Source organism: Methanosarcina sp. UBA411 (genome assembly GCF_002495725.1).
GTDB lineage: Archaea > Halobacteriota > Methanosarcinia > Methanosarcinales > Methanosarcinaceae > Methanosarcina.
Window position 1 is genome coordinate 22204 of sequence record NZ_DAGK01000035.1, and the last position, 23286, is coordinate 45489.

Sequence of the window (23286 nt, forward strand, 5' to 3'; positions counted from 1 at the left end):
CCCCAAATCTCGTTTTTTTCTACATCGTTTTATATATATTTTTATACGACCCCCAAATATATAAATCATTTAAGAGCCAATAAAGCCTATTTAATGGCTTAAATAAATTCTTGTTGCTTCGTTAATAAAAATGCAGTATGTTAATCAGTTATAGTCCATTTAGGTAACTGATAAGCCTTAATTTTTAATTTTACTGCCCCATACCCCTCATTTTACGAGTTCAATTAATATTAGTAAAAATATAGCCTTGTCTTTATTTCTTCACTCAGAGAAGACTTGTAGCTATTTCTTTGTCGAATTCCGTAATTTACAATTATCCCTCATTTATGACCTAAATCTAAGTTTAAATAGGAAATAAAATATACTTTTGGAAATCATTATTCACCTTAATTATGGGAAAAAAATAGAAATAAGCTTCAGTTTGATTGTGAGTTTTAGAGAACCCTAGTTAACCTTAGATTGCAAAGTTATGTTATTTCTTCAAAGTCCCGATGACAGGATAACCCTTTAATATCTTAGCCCCGTGTGGTGTTTTGTCCATTTTTCCCGTAAGGTCTGTCCCAGCTTTGCATCCTTTATGACTACCATTTATCCAAATATCATTGTCAGAAACATCATAGACCTGGCCTTGATAGGCAACGTATGCCTTCCCATTTTCACCGTTGTATTCTGCCAGTTCTTTAAGTGTATATTCCTTTGTCTTCGATTTCTCGGTCACATTATGCATTTCAGTTGCAATCTGCCTTTCAGTTGCTTTTTCTCCAGCTGGAGTAACTGCTTGAGCAGGAGTTACAGCCTTTTCTGGGGTTCCTGTTTCATTTGGAGTTACAGGTTTATTTCCCGCACATCCTATTGCAAGGAACACGCCAAGCAATACTATCAGTATAATCAGCGCCTTTCTCACTATTTCACCCATACAATATGACTGTTGTATCCTGAAATGATTTCGCAGATTCAAAACCAGTTAAAAGTTCAATGCACGATAAAACAGCAGGCAAAGAAAAAGTTAAACGTTGAGTAAATTCCAATTACATCTGGCACTGTAGATTATTTTGTAAATCCCATGTAGAGATTACATTATCACCTTTATGTGGCGTATCTCCAGAACTGCTGATTCCCTTCGCATCTTAATTCCATCGATAACGAAAGCAAGATAGGAGGCTTGCTTAATTTCTAAGCCCCCGAATTAAATTTCTTTGACTTTTTGTCCCTTATCCTCGTAGTTAACCCCACAGCTCACGATCCTTTTCATTATCATATACTTTCTCTATCCACTTTTCACGAAGCATACTAATCCAGTTGGGATGTTCAACACCCTCATATTCGAATCCTAAAAACTTGTCTTTGCCAAAGTGACTAAACGAAAGTGAAGCGACTTGCTCGAGTGATATGTCATCAAGAGGCATTAACCCAAAAATTCCATACGTTGAACCTGTAGCCGGCACAATACCAATTACAGTCTCCTCATTCCCGATATAAGTGTCAACACCGTAAATACCACTACCTGAGCCATCTTGATATACTGGATTTGATTTAACAAATACCTTCGTAAATTCCCTGTTGCCTAAATCCTTTTCTTGTACTGTATACTGGACAAGTGCATATCCAACTAAAACGCGCTTTGTAACATACTCAGAAATTCCATCTATGTTCTCAAAGCCAATCTTCATCGGAATAGCGTTAACAGCTTCCTTGATCTTATCATACAATTGCTCATTCTGCACCACGTTAATCACTCCCCTTGATAAGCGTCAATATTATCTCTAATTCTTATAAGGCCTTTTTTATTCATAATCGTGAGTATATACCCGTATTCTCTCAGAGGGTTAGCCTTGCGGAGAGAAACAGGTCAGAAGATGCTAGAGAGCAAGCCAGAAAATGTAGTAGTTTTCCCATAAATTACTGCATAGAAGAAGTAGATGACTCAAGAATTGACGAGATTTATCAGAAAATTGATAGTTACTGCAAACCGCAGGAAGGTATAAGGGAGGTACCTGTGGTTTTTATATGGGAACCGGATGAGGAGGATCTTCCGTTACCGGGCTATGACCTACCGGACTATGACCTTCAGATCTTCGAGGAAGTCAAAAATAATTCCGGATCCATAGCCACTCGACGAACGATGCTTATAATAAACCAACGTATTGGATAACGAAGAGGAAACGGTTGACAACAAGACAACCAATCAAACTCCAGGCTTGATTTCAATAATGGTTACCTTAGGGCTTTTATCGTTGCTGATCATTAAGCGCTCACAGTTATTTTTTAAGCTTTACTTTGCCAGAGATTTCCAAAGATTTTTCAGGCTACTTATACCTTTTTTCCCTCAAGAATAATTCCTTTTCTTTTTATTCGCTTCTTCTAAACGCAACCTTTGCTCCGCAGCACTGATGCAATTTTTTTGTTCCTCCTGCTTCACTTACCAAAGTAAGCATAGTCATAGGATCAAGAATTCTGGTTCCCATTAATGCAGTAATTCCTCTCGCGAAAAACGGTGCAGGATAAAGAGGGGCGCTTGGGCCAAGCAGGACAACTTCCCTTGCTGTACCCCGGAGGGAAAGGAGCTCGTCAAAAGTCCTGTTGGCAAGAGTACTCGCACTGATAATTATCACATCCGATTGAGGGAGGACTTCTCTGGCTTTTTCCGAAGATAGAGTCCGGGTTTCAGGAGATTCGATTTCACGCTTTTCGAGGACCGTGAATTTCTCGGTTATTTTCAGGATCTTCGGGACAAGGGGACCAAAATAGCCTACCATTGCAACCCGATCCTCGGGTTTTATAAGATCAAGGACATCTACGTTTGATATAGTAAAGTTCTCAGGTTCAAGCTCTCTCAACATTTGGGAAAGCGCATTTACGGTTGCAATCCCGACCGCGGCTTCAAGTGGATTTTCGGACAGGGCAAGTTCAAGCATTTTATCCGCAGTTTTGCCTTTTATGGTTTCCGTAAAACCCAGAGCAGGACAACCGGAAAATTCGTAAAGCGGAGTGCAAGCAACACCTCCGTAATTTCCGGAAATCAGGACTCCGGTGTAGGCAAGGCCTATGCGGACATCTTCGGCTTTTATTTCTTCAAGGGCAGACCCGAGATTCTGCCTGAGTTCGTTTATGAGGGCTGCTACTACACTGTACTCTTCCATACCTCTACTTTCCTCCGTAACTCTGTTTTTTGATAGAGATCTCTTCTCCTTGATATTCTCCTTCCGTTTCTCTTTTTTCCTCGATTCATATCCTTTCTATTTTCGTCGTGAAGTCAAGCGGATTTGCATAATAGGGAGCGCTTATGACAATAATATCGACAAGAGGAGCGTATTCAGGAATTTTGGACGCTTTGATTCCTCCGACTGCAAGTTCGAGTTTCGGATTGAGTTTCTTAAGTTCAGGCCCGAGTTCTTGAACTTCTTCCGGAGAAAGGTGGTCAAGGAGCATGATATCCGATATTCTGGCGTATTTAAATGCTTCTTCCTTCGTTCTGGGCTCGATTTCTATCTTTTTCATAGACCTGAGTTTTCCCAGTTTTCCGGCAACATCCAGATGATTCTGGCTGATCTGGATGGAATCACTCAGGGAGTTTCGGTGGATATCTCCTCCACCTGCCCGGACGGCTTTAAGCTCAAATATCCGGGACCCGGGGTGGGTCTTTCGGCTTGTTGCAATGATAAGGTCAGGGTTTGCCTTTCTGCCTGAGCTTACCATAGATGCTGTTTTTGTGGCAATAGCGCACATGAGGGAGAGAAATGTCTGGGAAACCCTCCAAAACTTGAACAGGAGTTTAAGGTCTCCTTCGGCTTCAAAAATCGTATCCCCAGACTTGAAAGGCTCCCCATCTCGAAGAAAATTCAAAGCTTTCAGATTTTTTCTTTCATAATATTCTGCCAGGTCGCTGGCACAGGCGCAAGTTCCATTTTCTCTTGAAATTATCCTCAGTTTTCCTCTGCCTTCAAGCCCTAGCAGTTCTGCGCTTTCATCCTGATAGGGGCAATCCTCGTAAAAATAAAACTCAAAAAAATCTATCATACTTTACCTCAAAAATTCCCTTCATAAACTCTTTAGAGCAAATCTTTAGATCCATATCTGTATGTGGACTTTTGTGATATGTCTGAACATACATAACGGTTAATATAGGTTTTTATAAAATATAGGTGAAAACATTACAAAAGTAGTTAGAATGTTTGGGCTGCTCACCAGCTCTGAATTCTCAAAAAAAGAAAGATGTTATCCTTCCTATTCAAAGTTCAAATACTCTCTGCCTGTAATTTTCCAATATTTCAGTTCCTTTTTCCCTGGATATGCTGCCCACTTCGTAAATGATATAAGATGGAAGCACTTTCATTCCCATATATTCAAAAATGCAGTGAGTTATCGACTCCAGATGCTTATTCAAGTCTCCGTGGGCTCCTCCCTCAGAATACATTTCTTTCGGAGCTCCAGTAGTTGTAACAAGCATTACGGATTTTCCTTTAAAGAGTCCGGTATCGTAGACATTGTTAGTAACCGGATTAAATCCAAACCCAGGAGCCAGAATGCGATCAATCCAGCCTTTCATTATAGCTGGCATGGAAGTGAAAAAAATCGGAAACTGGAAAATCAGAAGGTTATCCCATTTTACTTTTTCCATCTCCTCTTTAATATCAGGCGCAAAAGCCCCTGTTTTGGAGGCCTGGATCGCTTCAAAAAACGGCTTGAAAATATCCGGTTTTTTTCTTTCGGTAAAATCTCCTGCATTGAGTACAGGATTGAAATTCGTTGCATAAAGATCTGAGAGCTTCACTTCATGCCCTTTCTCCTGCAGGGCAGCAAGAGCTGTATCCTTTAAAGCACCGTTAAAAGATTTTGGTTCCGGGTGTGCATAAACATAAAGAATTTTCATTCCATTCCCCCAAATTATATTTATGAAATATACTTCCCTGAATAAAAAAGTAGGGTTGCCTTTTTGAGCCAATGACAAATGAAAAATATAAATCTAAACAATGGAATCGGCTAAAAGCCTATCCGAAAAATCAGTCATGCATGTTGAAAAGTTACAATAGATAACCACTTTTCGGATAGACTCTAAGTTAATATAACTCTTCATAGGATTTTATAGCGAAATTATCCGACATTCCTGCGATATAATCGGATATTGTGGAAAGAAAAGCATAGTTATTTTCAAAAAGACATTTTATAAATTTGTCTTGGTCATCTTTCAATTCTGATAAATTTAACTTAGATAACTTATCATATTTTTCTGCCAGTTCCTTTAAATTTGTGTTTTGTAACTCAGATGGTAAATTTAATTTATCTATGTTTTCGAGTTTAAGTACAGAAAATACAGATTGAATGTCACTTTTATTACTTTTTTTAAAATCTATATCCTTAATATTAAAATTATCTTCCTCTAATATAATGTTATAATATGCATTATTTTCTTCTATTTTTTTCTTTAATGCTGGAAAACCATAAGGCATCATTTGTAAGGGATTGTTATAGTACGCTTTGAACAATTGTTTAATCAAATGGTTTGCTCTGCCATCAAATTTGTTAACATCCCATGAATTGAGAATTTGAATTTTTATTAAACTTTCTAATTTTTCATTAAGTTCACTCGCAATTGGTGAAAATTTAACAACTTCTTTTTTAAGAATTAAATCTCCATGCAAATTATACTCACATAAAATATTTTCTTTTTGATTTTGAACCTCAAAATAAACATCGTGTATAAAATAATCAATAATGTTTCTAATCAAAGTTTCTTTTTTGTAATAACTGTCTTTTGATGCTCTATTTAATTTGAGTTTTTCAACTAAATTCTCAAGTAATTTTAGATTCTTTACCTGGTTACCTTCAGATTCTTTTTTATTAATTTGATGATATTTTTTAATTATTTTCTCGCAGTAATGAATTATTTCTAATCCAATATCGTTCTTAATTGTCCTGCTGCGAAATCCATCGTCCAAGTCATGTTCTCTTTGAGCTATTTCATCTGCAATACATACAATTTGACCTTCAATTGTAACGGAAAAAGGAAAATCTAAGTATAAACGTGGAATTACTCTCTCATCGCTTACAAAACGTCTGATATCCCAACATTTACCACAATCTCTGCATTCATTATTACAACGCTTCGTTTTAGTATGCTTCAAAATACCTTCAAGTACCTGCCAACTTAGATTCAGACCTTTTTTATTTTCATACTTCTTCTGGACAACATCTAAAACACGTACACTATGGAAGTTATGTTTAAATCCGCCATAATTTATTTTTACAGGAAGTTGCTCCCCAAGATCATCTTTTCCACTTAATACGTCATCAAGTATCCTTTCTCCTTCGTGGCCAAAAGGAGTATGTCCAATATCATGACCAAGTGCAATCGCTTCTGCTAAATTTTCATTAACTCCCAAGTAACATGCTAAACTTCTGGAAATTCCACTTACTTCTAAAGTATGAGTAAGACGAGTTCGTACATGGTCACTTCGTTCATTAGAAAATACCTGCGCTTTATGTTGTAACCTTCTGAACGCTGTAGAAAATACAATTCTATCTCTATCCCTAGAAAAACCATCTCTCTTAATATCTAATTCATCTCTCATGAGATAAGAATCATTATCAATTATTGGATCTAATCTATCCTCTTTTTTGAATCCTTGTTTAAAATTACTTAAAGGACACATTGTGTTCAACCCTTCAAAACTTAATATCTTTAGCTACAAATGTCCAGACAATTAGACCATTTTATACAAGTGCAATTGTCTTTTTAGAGCCCACCTGAAAAAATTGTGACCTTGCTGTATCTTTAAAGGCATTATTATAATCAGAAATGATGCAGGATATTATAGACTTATTGTAACTTTACAGAGTGTCATCATTGACTATTCAGATAGGCTCTAAGATTGAAACGGATTCTCTCCTCCCAAAGCGGAAATCGAGCGAGGAGGAATTTGGATAATTTAGTCCACTTGAACGCAGCGAAAAACCAGTTTCTCTTGCCCATAATTCAGCCCTCTTGAGCGAAGCGAAAAGGGCAGCGCACTGCAGAGCCGCAACTCTGCCGTTAGAGAAGTCCTTTAGTGCTCTTTACTTCTTTACCTTCAATTTTTACAGCTCGTTTCATAGCATAGGCAAAAGCCTTGAAGAGAGCCTCTATCTTATGATGGTCGTTATCACCATAGACACTTGCATGGATAGTAATTTTTGCATTTGAGGCAAGTGTTTCGAAGAAGTGTTTTACAAGCTGGGTGCTGAATTGTCCCACCTGAGGAGCTGTAAATTCGGCTTTCAGGACAAGGTAACTGCGCCCGCCTACATCCAAGGCAACCTCGGCAAGGGCTTCGTCCATTGGAATTCTGGCTTCTCCAAAACGAGCAATTCCTGCCATATCTCCTAGCGCCTCAGCAAGCACTTTTCCGAGAACTATTCCTGTGTCTTCCACAAGGTGATGTTCATCGACATACAGGTCACCATCCGCATGTACCTTAAGGTCAAATTCTGCATGTCTTGCAAAAGAAGTAAGCATATGGTCAAAAAACCCAATCCCTGTATTGATATCGGCAATCCCTGAGCCATCAAGGTTCAGTTCAAGCTGGATATCAGTCTCTTTTGTCTTGCGGGAAATTTTGCCTGTTCTCATACAGCACCACATTCTCTTTAAATTTATAAATACTTTCTATCTAGCTGCCTGTTAATTCTTTCTCAATGCTTTTGCGGAAGATTGAAGGAGTATAATTACGCATTATGCCGAAATTATGTCAAAACCTCTGCCAAAAAACAAGGTTCATTTCATTCATGCAGGATTATTTCAATTGCAGCTTCAAGTGTGAACCTGCCTGTGTAAAGAGCACTGCCTACTACAACTCCTGCTGCTCCGGTATTCTTCAGAACCTGCAGGTCTTGCAGAGAACTTACTCCTCCGGATGCGATTACAGGAATACTGACAGACTCTACAAGTTCTTTTGTAGGGGCAGGATTTATTCCCTGCAAAAGTCCTTCAGTGTCTATATTTGTAAAAAGCAGACTACCTGCACCAAGTTCTTCAAACTTTCTGCCCATTTCTACAGGAGTTTGTGCACATTCCTCAGTCCAGCCTTTTATTGATATTTTTCCGTTTTTTGCATCCAGGGCAACGGTTACACTGTCTTTTCCAAAGGCACTGGAGAGCTGTTTTACAAGTTCCGGGTTCTGGAGAGCAGCAGTTCCAAGAATCACCCTCGAAACCCCAAGCTCAAGCAAAGAAGCTGCATCCTCAAAGCTTCGAATGCCCCCTCCAACCTGAATTCGTACCCCTTTTTCTCGGCATGCATTGACTATTTTTTCAATTATAGTGGCATTTTTGCGCTCTCCTTCAATTGCTCCGTCCAGATCTACCAGGTGAAGGGTCTTTGCCCCTTTTCTAACCCAGTCAAGGGAGACTTCAACAGGATCGTCAAGGGATACAATTTCACTTCCAGGTATTCCCTGAACAAGCTGAACGCATTTTCCGCCCCTCATATCCACCGCAGGAATCACTTCAAAAACCAAAGTCACATCTCCGACACGTCTTAGAGAACTCTCTTTTATTTATCTTTCCTGAAGCCTCATTTTCAGGTCATTTTTCTTCAGGGCATTATTCTTTCGATAGGTACGACAAGAACGTCACGTGCACCAACTTTCTTCAACTTATTTACAATGGTAAAAATCAGGTCTGCATCCACAACCGCATGAACTGCAAGAATGTCTTCTCCGGGCAATTTACTGGATTCGACCTTCATAACCGTTGGGCCTGACATTCCTGGAAGGACCTCTTTTACTGACTGGAGTGATGACTCGGGGACATTCATCATAAGATAACGCCGCTGCTTTGCATTGAGCACGCTTTCCAGTGCAGTTTTGATATCCAGAATTTTTTCCTTTGTCTTGAGGCTTTCTTTATTTGCGATCAGGTAGACTGTGGAAGAAAAAACGGTGTCAATAGCTTTTAAATGGTTTATCATCAGGGTGGTTCCGGAACTTGAGATATCCACGATTGCGTCCGCAATCCCCACGTGTGGAGTCATTTCACAGGCTCCACTGACCTTTATAACCTCAACGTTAACTCCAAGCTTTTTGAAGTACTGGCTTGTAATTTCCGGAAACTCAGTTGCGATTTTTCGGCCTTCAAGATCCTGGGCTTTCTGGAAATCAGAATCCTCAGGGACTGCCAGGACAAGGTTAGCTTTCCCGAATTTAAGGTCCAAGAGGGTTTCAACCTTTGCTCCCCTTTCCGTAATCAGATCTATGCCTGTAATACCAACGTCTGCAGCTCCGTCCTGTACGTACTCAGGGATATCAGCGGCCCTGGCGAAGAGAATATGGATATCCGGATCTGTAGTTTTTGCGAAAAGCTTTCGACTTTCAGCCCCTCCACTGACAGGGAGCCCTGCATCTTTGAAAATAGAGATTGTGGGTTCGTAAAGGCGCCCTTTATTGGGTATTGCAACGCGAATCATCTGTTATGTCCTCTATTAGTAATCTGCCGAGAAATATTTCCTCGGGTAAGCTCATCCAAGTAAAAACATTTATCCAGAATACTCTTGTCTAATATAGACTTCACGGTAAGATCTCATGGAAGTTTTCCTTTAAGAAAGGCAGGGTCATAGATAAAAAGCCAATTCATTGTTAATTAATTAAGAGAGGCAGGAGTAAGCGTTTAATATTGAAGGTAAAATCGGTGTTTAGGAAGTTGTTTTGAGAGGGATTATTACTTCCAGTAATGAACGCAGAGGAAAAATTATATAGGCATAGTAATTTAATAGAAACTTGCTCTCGAGTTATAAATATTATTAATGTCATAGCAACAGAAGAATTGATCAGAACAGGGTGCTAAGAATAGCAGACTGATGATACAACTGACCGAAAAATAGTAAATCAATAACATCAACATTTAATAATAAAACTATTATCGATTTTGAAAAAAGAGGATCCAAATGGCCCGGAATATCAAAGTGGAGGAGCTCTTCCAAACCCCTATTGAGAAGCAACGGATAGAGCTTGTAGAACGTAAAGGGATAGGGCATCCTGACAGCATATCAGATGGACTTGCCGAGGCTGTAAGTCGCGCACTATGCAGGGAATACATAAGCAAATGTGGAGCCGTACTTCACCATAATACCGACGAAACCCAGATTGTAGCCGGGAGATCCAGTCCCAAATTCGGGGGCGGGGAAATCCTGCAGCCAATATATATTCTGCTAGTAGGCAGGGCAACAAAGGAGTTCGAAGGGGTCGAGCTTGCTATCGATTCTGTGGCCCTACAAGCTGCCAGACAATATCTTAAGAATACCCTTGTAAATATGGATCTCGAAAGAGATGTTATCATGGACTGCAAACTCGGAACAGGGTCTTCAGACCTCAGAGATGTCTTCAAAAGAGACAGAGTTCCAGTTGCAAATGATACCTCATTCGGTGTTGGTCACGCTCCATTTTCCGAGCTTGAAAACCTCGTATATAATACCGAAAGGCAACTGCTCACAGACCTTAAGTCACGCATGCCTGCAATCGGAGAAGATATGAAGGTCATGGGGCTCAGGGATGGAGAGGATATAACCCTTACAATATGCAGCGGCATGATCGGAAGATACATCGACGACTTTGACAGCTATATAAATATGATCCAGGAAATGCAGACATATGTTGAAGAACTCGCCCCCAGGTATACTGAGCGCGATGTGAAGGTCTGCATTAACACCGGAGATAATTTGAAAACAAAATGTGTTTTCCTCACAGTTACAGGCACTTCAGCTGAAATGGGAGACGACGGCTCGGTAGGGCGTGGAAACCGCTGTAATGGACTTATTACGCCAAACAGGCCTATGAGTATGGAGGCTACCAGCGGAAAGAACCCGATTAACCACATAGGCAAGATCTACAACCTCCTTTCAACCCAGATGGCACGCGATATTGTAAAGCAGGTTCCTGAAGTCCAGGACGTTTATATCAGGCTGCTTTCCCAGATCGGAAAACCAATTGACCAGCCACTTGTAGCAAGTGCACAGATTATTCCTAAAGAAGGCACTTCTTTTGCGAAGGTCAAAGCCGAAGCCGAAGTTGTTATGGATGACTGGCTTTCCAATGTGACAAAGATTACCGAGATGGTAATTAAAGGAGAATTAAACACTTTCTAAATAAGATATATATTTTTGAGGAGAACCTTCCGGTTCTTTTCATAATATTATTGTAACTATGTATCGAGCTATGAGAACACTCCTGAAAACTTATCAGAATCACGAATGAAACAGGCTATGGAATGAACTTAGATACATAAATATTTTATAAAAGTGCCCATATAGTCCACATCCAGCGTAAAACATATATATCATCACCATATATGAGATGGTGCACTCAAGAAGTGTAGCAGTGGATTAACATACATCGTCCCGCCTTAACTCAGTGGTAGAGTGCGCGGCTGTAGTTCGGCTCGTGCGGGTAAAATTACCCGTACATTTCCGCGCAGGCACCGCGATGTCCCCGGTTCGAGTCTGGGAGGCGGGACCTAAAGCAGTATCCAGAATCGAAAAGCTTCAACGGGAACATTTATATATTAAAAAAGCATTTAAGGTTTGCTCGCAATGCGAGCGAAAAACAGTAGCAGAAGAGACCAAAGTGTCCGGATAGTGTAGAGGCCTATCATGGAGCCCTGTCGAGGCTCCGACCCGGGTTCGAATCCCGGTCCGGGCGCTTTATTTTTTTAAATTTAGGACATTATTTAATTTGTTTTAAAGAATATAAAGATTAATAACATTTTATATTTTAGTTTAAAAGATTGGAAGTCAATATCAGCAATTTCTAATCTTTACGCTTACTTTTGTTTTAATCATTCACTTGTTTTTTCTTTGGAATTTACCGTTATTCATTATTTCTTAAAAATTTACCATTGTTTATTCTGTCTCTCTTATCAATTCTTCTTCTATTCTTTTTTTATCTAACCTACTCCTACTGATCAGATTAAATCAGTTAAGTTCCAATATTATCCCTTCAATCTATTTTTTCTCTCACTTATTCAAGCTTGTCCCAAACCTATAGAGAGGATATTAGAGACTTAGGAAATAATCCTGAGAATAATATAAAAGGAAATTATGTGCGAGAAAATACATAAAAATTAGAAAATTAACAGGGAAGGAGGGCACGAGAATAGAGACTGAATCCGATATCCCGAACGATTCTAGGAAAAAAATTAACAGCACATGTGAAAGACTGGACGCTACTAGGGGAAAAATGGAGATTGAAGCCCTCGTCTTTATTGAAGCTACCAAAAACTTCACCTCAGAATGGATTCAAAGAGAAATTGAAATGACCGTACATTTTCCAGAAAATGCGTCTATTCCCAAGAACTTAAGATATGACAACAAAGATCCCGGTGGATCAAAAGGTGAATCAAGTTTAGACCTAAAGGAGTTATTCCCCAAAATTTCAAACATCGTAGAAACTTATCTCAACCGCGATGATTACTGGATTCATAGAAATGCAATGTTTCAGCCGGATATTTCCAAGGACTACGTGGAATTTAAAAAGGAAAAAATTCGAAAGGAAGTGATCTCAAGCGTTCGAAGAATCCTTGGCTGTGCCACAGAAATTCTCTGGGAGCTACGGGAAGTGGAACCTGAGAATAAATCCTGGGTAAAAGAGCTGGGAAGGAGAAAGTATGCATGTTTTCTCAGGTTCTCGGATGAAATGACAGCTTCTCTTAACCGTTATTTTGCGATGCTTGAAGAGTTTCTTATTCTGAACCATGAGTTAAAAGAGGACATCTTACGAATGGAAGGAAAAAAGGCCTGACAATAAGACCTTTATGCACAAAGCCAGAATTATCTTGCATGACCGAACCAGAGTTCAGCATAAAAAAGACCCTTGAAGAGGCAGGAACCGATGCCTATCTTATGATAGGGAATCTTCATAATTCCGATATTTATTATGTAACTCGCTTCCTGGCTTCTGACGATTTCGCTTACCTGCAAACAGCAGCCGGAGAAGAAGTACTCTTTATTTCGGATATGGAAAAAGGAAGAGCCGAAATAGAGTCAAGAGTTTTGACAATAAAGACAACTCAGGATCTGGGCTACAGGGAAAAGGTAAAGGAGAAAAAAGACCCGTCTATCGCCTATGCAGCCTGCATATCCGAGCTGCTTGCAGGAAAAGAGATTAAAAAAGTCGCAGTACCTTACGATTTCCCAGTATTTGAATCAAACTTTCTCACGGAAGCAGGCTTCTCAATAGTGCCTATAAAAAGTCCATTCCGACAAATCAGGAGCCTGAAAAGGCCGGAAGAGCTTGAAGCCATAAAATATGCCCAGATGGCAGGAGAAAAGGCTATGGAAGCTGCTATAACCTTAATAGCAGAAGCAGAAGAAAGAGAAGGAATTCTTTATCGCGCAGGGGAGGTACTGACAGGGACTAAAGTGCTTTCGGTTATAGATCATACTCTTCTTGACTATGGGTGCGAGGCCGAAGAGACTATTGTTTCATGCGGCAAGGACACGGCAAATCCTCATGGAACTACGGACGGCCCTCTGAGGGCAAATGCCCCAATTATCCTGGATATTTTCCCGCGAAGCAAGAAAAAACGTTATTTTGCGGACATGACACGCACAGTCCTGCATGGAGAGGTTTCGGAAGAGCTCAAAAAGATGTACGAAACTGTGCTTGCAGCCCAGAAAAAAGGGTTTGAAATGGTTAAGCCAGGAGTAAAAGCATCTGATGTTCATAACGCCGTTTGCGACTTCTTCGAAGCGCACGGATACGATACCTACCGAAGTGATGCAAAAGTCGGGTTTATTCATTCAACAGGACATGGAGTTGGACTTGATATACATGAATTACCAAGTGTAGGAGAAAACGGAGTTTTACTTGAGGCAGGAAATGTGATCACTATCGAACCTGGGCTGTACTACCCTGGAATAGGAGGAATACGAATCGAGGATATGGTCCTGGTCACTGAAAATGGATACCAGAATTTTACAGGGCTGGAAAAGAGATTTGTAGTATAACAGGTTTACAATTTAAAGGATCTGTTATATTTCGATTACATTTCATCTAACTGTATTAGCCTGCTCATAAAATTGCAGTAAAAATATCAATAATTCAAATATGTTTCAGTAAAATCTCAATCAATTATTCAGGAATTAGAAGATCTAATAAAATCATTGACAAGGGGTAACATGACTGATAATGTGCACAATAAGCAAGAGATCCTTGAGAAATACAGAGAAGCAGGTAGGATCCTGAAAACTGTCAGGGCCGAAGCTGTGGAAATGATTAGGGTCGGAAACCCTCTGCTTCAAGTTGCAGAGTTTGTTGAAAACCGGACTATAGAGCTGGGAGGCAGACCGGCTTTTCCCTGCAATATTTCAAGAAATCAAGAGGCTGCACATGCAACCCCAAAGATAGGAGATACTGACGTTTTTGGAAAGGATATGGTTAAGCTGGATCTAGGGGTCCATGTGGACGGATATATTGCAGACTCGGCTGTGACTGTTGATCTGTCAGGAAATTCTGATATCTTAAAAGCCGCCGAGGAAGCTCTTGCCGTAGCCATTGACCTTGCAAAGCCAGGAATTTCTACAGGGGAAATTGGAGCTGCAATAGAGAACAGCATTCGCAGTTACGGACTTAACCCGATAATAAACCTGACAGGCCATGGGCTTTCCGAGTACGAAGCTCATGATGATCCTGCTGTTCCTAACCGGCATGTGGAAGGAGGAGCGATTCTAAAGGAAGGCGACGTGCTTGCAATCGAGCCTTTCGCAACGGATGGAGCAGGTACTGTCCATGACGGGAACTGGGCCGAGATATACAGCCTTATAAGGAAAAAGCCGGTCCGTATGCCTGCAGTCCGGAATGTCCTGAAACAGGTAGAAGAATACAGGGAGCTGCCTTTTGCAAAGCGCTGGCTCGAATCCGACAGACTGGATTTTGCATTACTCCAGCTTGAAAAAGCAGGAATTCTTCACGCCTATCCTGTGCTTCTAGAAAGTACTGGCGGGCTTGTAGCCCAGGCCGAACATACTATAATAATAACCCATGACGGCTGCGAGGTTACAACAAAGTAAAATCCGAAAAAGAAAATAGAATTGAAGATAAAGAGAAAACAAAACCGGGAATAAAGAAAAAAAAGAGTGTAAAGGTTAACAAGGAGTCAAATATTGAAAAAGACACGAGTTGAGCGCCTTGAAAGCATACAACCTTTTTTTAACCGGTTTTCTGTTATTAAGCCTTTTTATGCCTGTTTTTCTGGCAGAACCCTGTACTGCTGCCTTTGTACCCAGTAATAACATTACACTGGAAAGGAATGGAATGACCTGGGAATATCAAGAACAAATTACAGGAAACGAATCTATTATTTTCAGGAGTTTCATAGACCTGCAAACAGGAAACAAGGATAAATTTGTCAATGCATGGGAAATCCTGAAAGCGGAAACCTTTCTCAGGGATCAAACGAAAGAGGCCTTAAAAACCAAACCTGATGTAAAACTCAATGGCACTTCAGACCCCGTTAAAGTGACGGATGTTGACTTCTATCTCTCAAAAGAAGCTCTGGGCAATGTTTTAAAAGATTCATCAATTACTAATTATGCGAGTGTAAATTATATTTTCGAGAAAGAGGTTAATCAGGGTACGAATGTCTGGCTTATGGGCACTCCAAACTCAAATATTACGATCACTTTGCCTTTAGACTTCAATGTAGAGCGGACAGAAGGGCTGAATAACAAGAGTCAGGAACCAGGAAATAACCATACAGTGCTTAAAGGCAGTTTCGGTCCGGAAGAAAATATAACTCTCTGGATTTCGGAAAATGAAAGCTATAAAGCCGGGTTACAGGAAAGAGAAGAAAGCATTGAGCAAGAAGCAGCAAATAAAAGTAAAGAAGAGGAAAATAAGATAGAAGCTGCCGGAAAGATTGTAGAAGCCAAGAAATCCTATGAATTTTTCAAAGGCATCTTTACACGTTTTTACCAGAGTCCAAAAAGTTAATCTGGCTTGAAGCTATTGTGAAAAACATGCTTATCGAACAGATTCAGCTTGAAAATGGGTGTGCTCTTGGCCTCCGCTTTGAGATGCAAAAATACCCTCTTCTGGTTATAAGGGCAGAGAAAGGCTTTCTTATGTGCGGATACCTGAATGTGAGTGCTGCAGAGGCTCTTGGGGACACGGCAGCGAAGGTAAAAGGCGTACAAAATTTTGAAGACATGCTCAAAGCCCAGGTCGTTGAAGTGACCCAGTTCGCCAAGGAACTTGGGGTCGAACCCGGAATGACTGGCAGGGAAGCTCTGGAAAGGATGTTTTAAGGAAAGTTAAGAAAAGGAACTGCGTTCAACTGCAAAATTACTTTTAGAAGTTGTCAGGCTTTAAATTATAAAATATACAATTATACAGGAGTAATTGAGAACATGATAGAGATAGATTCTGAGGACAATACTTTATTGTTTGATTCTGTTTTGAAATACGCAAAATTTTTACTTTCGGATTATGGAATAACTATAGCTAAATATAAAATAACTTCTGGAGGTTCCAATTACAGGGGTCATATTTTCATTGACGTAGGAGAGGATATCAACCGTATTCCTAAAGAGGTTATTGAAGAACTTACTGATTTTGCAGGTAATTGTGGAAGAGTTACAGATAACTTTCGCGGATATACAATCGAATTTAAAAATATGTCCTCAGAATAATGTTCTAGAAATCCTACCTGCGTCTATTTATCTAAAAGATCACAAGTAATCGGTCACAATTCGTTGATAAATTCCAGACTATTTTATTGCATAGAAACGATTTAAATATAATATCAAGGATTTATGTTGCTAAAAATGATTATTTAGAGAAATGGAATTATAGATCAATTCCCAAACTGAAAATTTGAGGTTATATTTTTATCATTCCTTAGCTGAGAAATGGTCTTTAACTGAAAGAATATTTTTTAATTGATATTCATTCAGTTAAAGTTTTCAAGATGTAAAGTCAAAAAGGTAAAGTTTTAAGATTTCCCAATTTCACTTTTCAGGATACAACTTTGAATATAAATATTCATATTTTTTACAGAAATTTAAAATTTTAATACTCTACCGCAGTTACTTTTAATAACTACTTTCACGTTTCACGCACGGAGTTTTATATTTATTTCCTCACCATTATAGTACGAATATCGTTTCCAATTATAATTATCAACCCATTACGGATCACCAATGTTATACGCTTTTGAACTTTCTGGAGAACATGAAGAACTGCCCGCTGCCGAAGTATTTGCCTGTCTCAAAATCGAGGGACTTGATTTCCGGCCCCATACTACTATTGACCAGTGCCTTGTGGTCGAAATAACTGGTAAAGAAGAGAATGTGGAAAAAATCCTTCGAGGCCCAATAACTGACAGGCTGGCAATGACCCACCATATCCTGAAAGTTGTAGGGATTACCGAAAATACTCCGGATGCAATCCTTAAGCTTGCAGAAGCCTTTGATTCATCAGGCTACATCAGGGAAGGGCAAAGTTTTGTGGTCAGAGCAAAGCGAATCAAACACCATGTGGATTTTCCGGGTGAATTTCTGGAACAGAAAGTAGGAGGATGCATTTACAGGAAAGGCTTCAGAGCAAACCTGAAAAATCCGGACGTAGAATTCAGGGTGATCCTGAGTGAGAAAGCCGTGTTCGGAACTCTCCTGTCCTCTGTTGACAGAAGTGCGTATGAAGCCCGAACTCCACAAAATAAACCATTTTTCCATCCTGGCGTGCTTATGCCGAGAGTTGCACGTGCCCTCGCAAACCTGTCGGGAATAAAACCAGGAGACCTCGTTATGGATCCCTTTTGCGGCACTGCAGGAATTCTTATTGAAGCCGGGCTTGTGGGAGCAAGGGTTATAGGAATCGATGCCCAGGAAAAACTTGTAAAGGGCGCTCTCATGAACCTTGAGGCCTTTAAACTGGATTATGTCCTGATGGAAGGAGATGCCTGCAGGGTTCCGTTAAAGGAAGCGACAATAAACGCAGTCGTTACTGACCCACCCTACGGCAGATCGGCAGCAATTGTTGCCGAGTCCCTGGAAGAACTTTACTCCTGTGCGCTTAACGAGATCGAGCGTGTTCTTAAGCCCGGGGGTATCGCAGTTGTAGTCTCAGATAAAGCTGCAGCAGAATATGGAGAAAAGGCAGGGCTTAAGGTTCTCGATATTTATGCCCAGAGAGTACATAGAAGTCTTACCCGGACAATAACTATTTTTCAGAAAGAATTGAAGAATGAGAATGGCAAACGGGAATGAAGGATCAAGTAAGAAATTAGAAGGAATGAAGAATCAAAGCAAAAGTAAAATCAAAAAAGGGAAATAAAAAGTAGAATCAAGATGAAATTCAAAACATTAAGGATCCCTGTAAAGGCATTTTTTAATCATGGGAGATCAGTTCTTCCAGCACTTCTGCCATAACCCTGTGCCTGAGGATGCGTTTCTGGTTCTGCTCACCTGCTCTCCTGATAGAGTAGTTGTCATCAATCCAGTCTATTTTCTCGTTATAATTCACTTTCAGAAGGGTCAATCCATAAGCAGGAGCAGGCTCGATTCCTTCTTCATAAATCTCCGGATTCAGCATCTGGAGCAGCCAGTCGTTATCACGTACCTCTTTTCCTATCATGGAAAGAGCAGTTACGATTTTTCTGACCATGTTCCAGAGGAAGCTATTCCCAACAACATCTATTTTTATAAGCTCTCCATCTACGCGGGCGTCGATCCTTTCTATGGTTCGAACTGTACTTTTTTCTCCATTGGTTCGCGAAAGATTTTCAAAATCGTGCGTTCCAAGCAGCAATTTTGAAGCTTCCCGGATTCTAGAGATATCGTACTCTTTTCCGCTCATCACATATCGGTAATGCCTGGAAACTGCATCTCTTCTGGCATCAAAGCTTCGGGGCACTTCAGCATGGGCCCAGACCCAGATTCCTGAGGGAAGTTCAGAATTTATTACCCTTGGAATTGCCAGGTTCAGTTTGTCCGTGTCAAAAGCGACAACCTGTCCAAGAGCATGAACTCCGGCATCGGTCCTTCCGGCACAGGTATAATTCGCAGATTTGGGGCTTTCTATAATTCCGAGATTCCGAAGAGCCTTGAAAAGTTCTCCCTCCACGGTCTCGACATTGGGCTGAATCTGGGAGCCGTGAAACTCGGTGCCTATATATGCAAGTTTTAAAGCGACTCTCATAAGAATCTCTACTTGGATCTTTTCTTATAATAGACTTCTCTTACAATCAGCAGGACTACTATAAAAATACACCCTAAAAGGAACCAAAATCCGGGGTGAAGAGAAAGCGTGTCATAAAGCTCGCGAATTCCACCTACATGAACTAACCCTTCAGAAGAGATAGAAGGAACTCCCTGCACAGAATCTAAACCCTCCGGTACGGACATTGGGACTTCAGAAACTCCCTGAGTTGGGTCAGCTTCCATCCCAGAGGAGAGATTTCCTGCTCCAGCTTCCAGAGCCTCAGAACTTGCATTCGAAGCTTCTTCAGATACCTGCTGGTCAAGAGCTATTTTCGGGCTTATGTTATTGCTTTCGTTTATTCCCAGAGCCATTTGCTCCGGAGAAGACTCATCAGGTATTTCTGTTATCCTCATTCTCAAAGGAGCAGTTGCATCAATTATCCTTTTTGCCTGCATATAGGCTGAAAAATACTCTATACCTGCAGCTGCAAAAAAGGCAGCTCCGATTACTCCGAGATACTTTTGCAGCAGGCTTACGAGAGAGAGTTTATCTATAGAGCTTTTCGAAGGAACGAGGACAATCAGTTTATCCACTGACTCGTAGATCTTTACCTGCCTTCCTTTCTTGCTCCACTTTATTTGTTTGATCTTTATAAGATCGGATTCTATAAGGGAGTCAAGATTATACTTGACAGTAGTAAGGGGAAGTTCAAGCTCCTCTGCAATATTGGTTGCAGACATACTTTTTTTCCCGAGCAATTCCAGAATCTTTAATGATGTTTCATTGGAAAGAATCTGAGTGATCTTTCTGGATTCTCCATTTACCGGGAGAACAAGAACCTTGCCATCTCGCTCCAGTTGTTCAGACCCCTGTGGGAGCTCGTCTGTTTCCGTTAAGCCCTCTTGATCTTCAAGCCCGTCCATAATTACGTCCTAGATTAAAAACCTGTCTATTTTTAATTCAAAGTATACTTTAGTTCCCGCAAACCAATATAAAGTTTTATTTTTGTGGGTGAATATACATCCACTACTACATCTAGATATAGAATCCAGCCCTTAACCTTAAATATAACATTGTATATACTAATCTAAATTTTCCGCTGGTACCAATCATGATCACAAAACAGCAGGTTCTTGAATTTCTGAAAAATTATGATTTAGAAAATATTACAATCGCAACAATTTGCTCCCACTCGAGCCTTCAAATTTTTGACGGAGCTCGCAAAGAAGGCTTCAGAACTCTGGGAATCTGCGTCGGCAAGCCTCCAAAGTTTTATGAGGCATTTCCCAAAGCAAAACCTGATGAGTACCTTATCGTTGATAGCTATGCCGATATAATGAACAAGGCTGAGGAGCTTAGAAAGAAAAATACTATCATTATTCCACACGGCTCAGTCGTTGCTTATCTTGGTACGGAAAATTTTGCAGAGATGGCCGTGCCTACTTTTGGAAACCGGGCTGTGCTCGAATGGGAGTCGGACAGGGATAAAGAACGTGAGTGGCTGCTTGGAGCAGGCATTCATATGCCGAAGAAAGTCGACGATCCTCACGACATCAATGGACCTGTAATGGTTAAGTACGACGGAGCAAAGGGAGGAAAAGGTTTCTTCGTCGCTAAAACCTATGAAGAATTCAATGAACTCGTGGATAAAACCCAGAAGTACACGATTCAGGAATTTATCACCGGAACCCGTTATTATCTGCACTACTTCTATTCTCCAATCCGAAACGAAGGATACACTTTAAGCCAGGGCAGCCTTGAACTTCTGAGCATGGACCGCAGGGTAGAATCCAATGCGGACGAAATCTTCAGGCTCGGTTCACCCAAAGAACTCGTAGAAGCTGGAATCCGCCCAACATATGTAGTTACAGGAAATGTGCCCCTTGTAGCAAGAGAGTCCCTCTTACCCCTGATTTTCTCTCTTGGAGAAAGGGTAGTTGAAGAATCTCTGGGCCTTTTTGGTGGGATGATAGGGGCTTTCTGTCTTGAAACCGTCTTTACGGATACGCTTGAGATTAAAGTCTTTGAAATATCGGCCAGAATTGTTGCAGGGACAAACCTTTACGTTTCAGGTTCTCCTTATGCTGACCTGATGGAGGAGAATCTCTCAACTGGAAGGAGAATAGCTCGGGAAATCAAAATCGCAGCTCAAACAGGTCAGTTGGATAAGATAATATCCTAAGTAAGCCTTTATCCTAAGTAAGTCTTTTTTAAAAAGGCTTGAGAGAAAACTTTTATCAGGCGAATTAGTTGTGCTTACTTTTCAGGGTTGAGCTTATATCTCAACCTCCAAATTTTAAATATTCTAAATTTTAAATATTTTAAATTTTGGTGCTCCCTTGTTAATTAGTTGATATTTTAATACACCTGTAATTTAGCAATTTTGTTAAAGTCCATTTACTCTTAGTTATTCCATATTTTTTTGCAGGTGTGTTTTTCTCAATACTTCCATTTTCCTTTTCTTTCTTTAATCCCATGTGATCTCTACAAAAGTTAAAATGAGTGCAGTAAAGTCTCATTTGATTGTAGAGAAACCTGATTTTCTTTGAGAATCCTATCGTTTTTCTTGAAACTCTGTTATTATCTTGTCTAAAAGTTAGATTTTGTCTCTCAAGTAAACTCGTTGATATTTCACTTTGATCTATATTTTCACCAAAAATAACTCTTTTTTCTACTTTTTGGAGCTTCTTTCCCTTCTTGTTTTTGACAACCTGAGCATATTTCAAATTTTCATCAGGTATTATTGCTGGTTTCTTAGGTCTTCCTTTCTTTCCTGTTCTAGGAAACTCCATCCATTCTCCGTATTTTTTCAGAAAAGCTTCTGCATAGAATTTTAATCCATCTGTAACGAAAAGAGGTTTTGAATCTGAAAGATGTTTATCTGTAGTTTTTATCAATTCATCTGCTACATACTGTTTTCTTGGTCCCAATATAAAATCAATAATTAACCTGAACTCAGGAGCAAAGCTTACCCACATCCAGGTCCCCTCATCTTCATTTTCTGTTCTTGGCGCAACTTTTTTTCGACTATTACCCACAATTCATCCATTTCAACTTTTGAAATGTTGGGGTCTTTCATCAAATCTTCATTTACCTTCTCACATTGTTTCGCTGCGCGAAACAACCAGTTACTAACTGTAGCTGGCTGAACTTCCAGTACATCAGCAATGGCTTGTATTGACATTCCTTTGATAGCCATCTTTAAGGCTAATATGATAACAGATTCGTCTTTTCGAACATTATCAAAGAAGGTATTAGTTCGATCATTGAATACTCTGCCGCATTCGCGGCAGATATATTTCCGAACTCTCTTGTCCTTGATTTGATAGGTACCGTTGCCTATGATATTTCCTTTTCCAGAAATACCGTAGAATTTACATTCTTTATTAGGACAAAAAACGTCAGTAAACTTTGGTTTTGCTCCTCGTTTCCCCATTGTAATAATATATACCAAATCTAATATATAAAATCAACTAAATATAATAGGAGCACCTAAATTTTAAATATTCTGAATTTAGAGTATCTTAGTATGCGAGTTTTTAGAGTTTTTTGAAAATAATTTAGAGTCATTTTAAATCTTGAGAATCTATTTAGGAATTTATAGAGTTATTTAAGAGTCATTTCTAGGAATTTAGAGTTTTAAAAGACGTATCCTTTTTATACAAGGCAGCGTGAATAAATTATATTAAATTGTTTTCAGTCCGATACTATTAAATGCCGAAAATCGAAAGCAAAGAGGTCAGGCGAGATCGGGCCTATATTTGGGGAAAAATTACGGGGACACTGCTTGTACTAGGAAGTGAAGAGAATCCCTGGAAGGGGTTCAAATCCATTGAAACTTACGTGGCACTTGACCACTCACAGGAAGCTACCGCTTATCTTGGTGCCCTGAAACCTTATGCTATCTTGTGCGCATCAGCCCGAGACTAAATTGGCACGGAGAAAGAGAACCAAGTATTCCTGAACCTCATACTGAAGAGATAAGCAGATAAAGTGCAGTTAAACAATAAAAGGAACTGACTTTTGTAGATTTTCCGGGGGAATTCAGGAGTAAAAAGGTCGGGATTGTTAACCAATTTTTATATCATGCCAGAAAATAATTTAAATATTACCTGTGAC

23 protein-coding genes and 2 tRNA genes are annotated in these 23286 nt (G+C 39.9%); 13 read left to right on the plus strand and 12 right to left on the minus strand.

What is annotated here, in order from left to right; genetic code table 11:
* Positions 1-472 precede the first annotated feature (472 nt).
* Positions 473-916, minus strand: a complete 444-nt coding sequence (locus BP861_RS15000; protein ID WP_292376818.1) for a cytochrome b5 domain-containing protein — start codon at positions 914-916, stop codon at positions 473-475.
* A 307-nt stretch (positions 917-1223) separates the two neighbouring features.
* A complete protein-coding gene (locus BP861_RS15005) occupies positions 1224-1727 on the minus strand; it encodes a hypothetical protein (RefSeq protein WP_292376819.1) in 504 nt (167 codons plus the stop codon).
* Between the two features lie 269 nt (positions 1728-1996).
* Between BP861_RS15005 and BP861_RS15010 the strand changes: the two genes are divergently transcribed.
* Positions 1997-2152, plus strand: coding sequence for a hypothetical protein (locus tag BP861_RS15010; protein ID WP_292376820.1), 156 nt, complete (start codon positions 1997-1999; stop codon positions 2150-2152).
* A 196-nt stretch (positions 2153-2348) separates the two neighbouring features.
* On the opposite strand, the gene BP861_RS15015 is transcribed toward BP861_RS15010, so the two are convergent.
* From BP861_RS15015 to hisG, 7 genes are all read right to left on the minus strand, one after another.
* Positions 2349-3140: a Rossmann-like domain-containing protein gene (locus BP861_RS15015; RefSeq protein WP_292376821.1), complete on the minus strand. Its 792-nt coding sequence runs from the start codon at positions 3138-3140 to the stop codon at positions 2349-2351.
* 85 nt (positions 3141-3225) lie between these two features.
* Positions 3226-4017: a nicotinate-nucleotide pyrophosphorylase gene (locus BP861_RS15020; RefSeq protein WP_292376822.1), complete on the minus strand. Its 792-nt coding sequence runs from the start codon at positions 4015-4017 to the stop codon at positions 3226-3228.
* 211 nt (positions 4018-4228) lie between these two features.
* Positions 4229-4870 carry an NAD(P)H-dependent oxidoreductase gene (locus tag BP861_RS15025; RefSeq protein WP_292376823.1) on the minus strand — a complete coding sequence of 214 codons (642 nt, stop codon included), beginning with the start codon at positions 4868-4870 and terminating at the stop codon, positions 4229-4231.
* A gap of 187 nt (positions 4871-5057) precedes the next feature.
* Positions 5058-6650, minus strand: coding sequence for a dGTP triphosphohydrolase (gene dgt / locus BP861_RS15030; protein WP_292376824.1), 1593 nt, complete (start codon positions 6648-6650; stop codon positions 5058-5060).
* A gap of 380 nt (positions 6651-7030) precedes the next feature.
* Entirely contained in the window at positions 7031-7606 is a 576-nt protein-coding gene (hisB, locus tag BP861_RS15035; protein ID WP_292376825.1) for an imidazoleglycerol-phosphate dehydratase HisB, read from the minus strand.
* A 149-nt stretch (positions 7607-7755) separates the two neighbouring features.
* The gene (gene hisA, locus BP861_RS15040) at positions 7756-8493 is read right to left on the minus strand and encodes a 1-(5-phosphoribosyl)-5-[(5-phosphoribosylamino)methylideneamino]imidazole-4-carboxamide isomerase (RefSeq protein WP_292376826.1); all 738 of its coding nucleotides are present in this window, start codon (positions 8491-8493) and stop codon (positions 7756-7758) included.
* Positions 8494-8570: 77 nt separating this feature from the next.
* The gene (gene hisG, locus BP861_RS15045) at positions 8571-9440 is read right to left on the minus strand and encodes an ATP phosphoribosyltransferase (RefSeq protein ID WP_292376827.1); all 870 of its coding nucleotides are present in this window, start codon (positions 9438-9440) and stop codon (positions 8571-8573) included.
* 477 nt (positions 9441-9917) lie between these two features.
* On the opposite strand from hisG, the gene BP861_RS15050 reads away from it, so the two are divergent.
* The 10 genes from BP861_RS15050 to BP861_RS15095 all read left to right on the plus strand — a co-directional run bounded on the left by BP861_RS15050 (position 9918) and on the right by BP861_RS15095 (position 18233).
* Positions 9918-11114, plus strand: a complete 1197-nt coding sequence (locus BP861_RS15050; protein ID WP_292376828.1) for a methionine adenosyltransferase — start codon at positions 9918-9920, stop codon at positions 11112-11114.
* Between the two features lie 251 nt (positions 11115-11365).
* A tRNA-Tyr gene (locus tag BP861_RS15055) sits at positions 11366-11481 on the plus strand.
* Positions 11482-11594: 113 nt separating this feature from the next.
* Positions 11595-11667 (plus strand) — tRNA-Asp (locus tag BP861_RS15060).
* A 537-nt stretch (positions 11668-12204) separates the two neighbouring features.
* Complete coding sequence (locus tag BP861_RS15065) at positions 12205-12765, plus strand: hypothetical protein (protein WP_292376829.1); 561 nt, start codon at positions 12205-12207, stop codon at positions 12763-12765.
* Positions 12766-12803: 38 nt separating this feature from the next.
* Positions 12804-13973, plus strand: a complete 1170-nt coding sequence (locus BP861_RS15070) for a M24 family metallopeptidase (protein WP_292376830.1) — start codon at positions 12804-12806, stop codon at positions 13971-13973.
* A gap of 171 nt (positions 13974-14144) precedes the next feature.
* On the plus strand, positions 14145-15035 hold the full coding sequence (gene map, locus BP861_RS15075; RefSeq protein WP_292376831.1) for a type II methionyl aminopeptidase: 891 nt from the start codon (positions 14145-14147) through the stop codon (positions 15033-15035).
* 118 nt (positions 15036-15153) lie between these two features.
* Positions 15154-15957 carry a hypothetical protein gene (locus tag BP861_RS15080; protein WP_292376832.1) on the plus strand — a complete coding sequence of 268 codons (804 nt, stop codon included), beginning with the start codon at positions 15154-15156 and terminating at the stop codon, positions 15955-15957.
* Between the two features lie 26 nt (positions 15958-15983).
* Positions 15984-16271, plus strand: coding sequence for a YunC family protein (locus BP861_RS15085; protein ID WP_292376833.1), 288 nt, complete (start codon positions 15984-15986; stop codon positions 16269-16271).
* Positions 16272-16373: 102 nt separating this feature from the next.
* Complete coding sequence (locus BP861_RS15090; protein ID WP_292376834.1) at positions 16374-16655, plus strand: hypothetical protein; 282 nt, start codon at positions 16374-16376, stop codon at positions 16653-16655.
* Positions 16656-17165: 510 nt separating this feature from the next.
* Positions 17166-18233, plus strand: coding sequence for a TRM11 family SAM-dependent methyltransferase (locus BP861_RS15095; protein ID WP_292376835.1), 1068 nt, complete (start codon positions 17166-17168; stop codon positions 18231-18233).
* A 121-nt stretch (positions 18234-18354) separates the two neighbouring features.
* On the opposite strand, the gene truA is transcribed toward BP861_RS15095, so the two are convergent.
* Together truA and BP861_RS15105 are read right to left on the minus strand one after the other, a co-directional pair.
* Positions 18355-19164, minus strand: coding sequence for a tRNA pseudouridine(38-40) synthase TruA (gene truA / locus BP861_RS15100; protein ID WP_292376836.1), 810 nt, complete (start codon positions 19162-19164; stop codon positions 18355-18357).
* A gap of 8 nt (positions 19165-19172) precedes the next feature.
* The gene (locus BP861_RS15105; RefSeq protein ID WP_292376837.1) at positions 19173-20090 is read right to left on the minus strand and encodes an ArsR/SmtB family transcription factor; all 918 of its coding nucleotides are present in this window, start codon (positions 20088-20090) and stop codon (positions 19173-19175) included.
* Positions 20091-20278: 188 nt separating this feature from the next.
* On the opposite strand from BP861_RS15105, the gene BP861_RS15110 reads away from it, so the two are divergent.
* Positions 20279-21349: a formate--phosphoribosylaminoimidazolecarboxamide ligase gene (locus tag BP861_RS15110; protein ID WP_292376838.1), complete on the plus strand. Its 1071-nt coding sequence runs from the start codon at positions 20279-20281 to the stop codon at positions 21347-21349.
* Between the two features lie 160 nt (positions 21350-21509).
* Here BP861_RS15110 and BP861_RS15115 read toward each other — a convergent pair.
* A protein-coding gene (locus BP861_RS15115) for an IS1 family transposase (RefSeq protein WP_292376839.1) occupies positions 21510-22603 on the minus strand; the annotation gives its coding sequence in 2 pieces (ribosomal slippage) (positions 21510-22180 and positions 22180-22603; 1095 coding nt in all).
* Positions 22604-22881: 278 nt separating this feature from the next.
* Here BP861_RS15115 and BP861_RS15120 point away from each other — a divergent pair.
* The gene (locus BP861_RS15120) at positions 22882-23097 is read left to right on the plus strand and encodes a hypothetical protein (RefSeq protein WP_292376840.1); all 216 of its coding nucleotides are present in this window, start codon (positions 22882-22884) and stop codon (positions 23095-23097) included.
* The last annotated feature ends 189 nt before the right edge of the window (positions 23098-23286 follow it).